The organism is Microcystis sp. M53603_WE2, from assembly GCF_030065435.1.
Genome location: NZ_JASJFF010000148.1, coordinates 1 through 1,829, shown reverse-complemented (window position 1 = coordinate 1,829; position 1,829 = coordinate 1). Strand labels below are relative to the sequence as shown.

The following is a 1,829-nucleotide window of genomic DNA, read 5'->3' as shown; positions in this document are numbered from 1 at the left end:
TTGAGTTATTAATTGAAAGTATTCGGGTGTTGCGTAATTTGCGGGCCGAAGCGGGGATTAAACCGGGAGCAACGATCACGGCAATTTTACAGACAGAAAACAGCCAAGAATTAGCTATTTTGCAACGCGGACAAGTGTACTTAAAAGACTTGGCCAAGATCGAAAACTTAATTTTGACTGCCAAATTAACCGAGGAAGTCAATCAAGCGATCGCCGGTGTTGTCGCTACGGTAGAAATCCTCATCCCCCTGTCCGGATTGGTTGATATATCGGTATTGGCTGGGAAATTAGCGAAAAATTTAGCTAAAGTAGAAGGGGAAATCAAGAGTTTGAGCGATCGCTTGAATAAACCTAGCTTTGTCGAAAAAGCTCCAGAAGCTTTAATCCAAAAAACGAAGCAAGCTTTAGCAGAGTCCGAAAAACAAGCCCAAATTCTCCAAGAACGCTTAAAACGTCTGCATTAACGGAGGCAGGGGTAATTTTGGGGATTTTCCGAAAAATAGGGCAGTTTTCAGGCTACCCTAACCAGAAAATTAATCGCCAAAATGGGAGATAATCGCGTCGGCAAATTCGGAACATTTCAGGGGAGGATTAACGGGAGGTTCCATCAGACGCGCTAAATCGTAGGTAACTTGTCGATTAGCGATCGCTGCTGCGATGCCTTTTTTAATCAAATCGGCTGCTTCTTGCCATCCCATGTATTCCAACATCATCACCCCGGAAAGAATCACCGAACCGGGGTTAATTCGGTCTAAACCGGCGTGTTTAGGGGCTGTGCCGTGGGTTGCCTCAAAAATAGCGCAAGTATCGCCAATATTCGCCCCGGGTCCCATCCCTAAACCACCGACGATCGCCGCTGCCGCATCGGAGAGATAATCGCCATTCAGGTTCATGGTAGCGAGGATCGAGTATTCATCGGGACGGGTTTGGATCTGTTGGAAGATACTATCGGCAATGCGATCGTTAACCATAATTTTATCTTTCCACTGGCCATGGCCGTGGGTTTCCCAGATAGCATCGAGAACACTGGTCACTTCTTGGCAGATTTTGGCTTTTTTCTCGTCCGTGAGGGCATCATAACCCGGTTCCACCATGCGGGCGTTATCTTCGATGCTCAGATCAGGGTTTTTCTCCTTATTGCTCAGGATCCATGATTCCATCTCGGTAACGCACACATCCCGGAATTCACTTTTAGCTAATTCGTAACCCCAATCCCGAAACGCCCCTTCGGTATATTTCATAATGTTACCCTTATGGACGAGAGTAACCTGATTTTTCGGTTTCGGTAAAGTCAGCGCTCGTTCGATCGCCCGGCGGACTAATCTTTGGGAACCCGTCTTACTAATCGGTTTGATCCCGATACCCGCATCGAGGGGAATTTGTTTTTTCCCGTGTTCGGGAGTGGCGGGAATTAGTTCCGTGTTGAGATAATTAATCAGTTTATCGGCGATTTCCGTGCCTTGTTTCCATTCGATGCCGAGATAGATATCCTCGGTATTTTCCCGATAGACGATGACATCGAGTTTTTCCGGGGTTTTATGGGGGGAAGGGGTTCCCGCATAGTAACGACAGGGACGAACACAGGCATAGAGGTCAAAAATTTGCCGCAAAGCCACATTCAGGGAACGAATGCCGCCACCGATCGGAGTGGTCAAGGGACCCTTGATGGCAATACCATATTCTTTAATCGCTGTCAATGTATCTTGGGGTAGATATTGATAGGTCCCGTAGATTTCGCAAGCTTCATCGCCAGCATAGACTTTAAACCAATGGATTTTCCTTTGACCAGCGTAGGCTGTGGCGATCGCTGCATCGATAACTTTTTCGGT

1 protein-coding gene and 1 pseudogene are annotated in these 1,829 nt (G+C 47.1%); one reads left to right on the top strand and one right to left on the bottom strand.

The features are described from left to right. Positions 1–464, top strand: a pseudogene (locus PX481_RS03420) (valine--tRNA ligase); the annotation flags it as partial. 69 nt (positions 465–533) lie between these two features. On the opposite strand, the gene PX481_RS03415 reads toward PX481_RS03420, so the two are convergent. Further along, positions 534–1,829, bottom strand: a 1,296-nt coding sequence (locus PX481_RS03415; RefSeq protein ID WP_288093672.1) for an NADP-dependent isocitrate dehydrogenase, incomplete at its 5' end; no start/stop codon positions are given.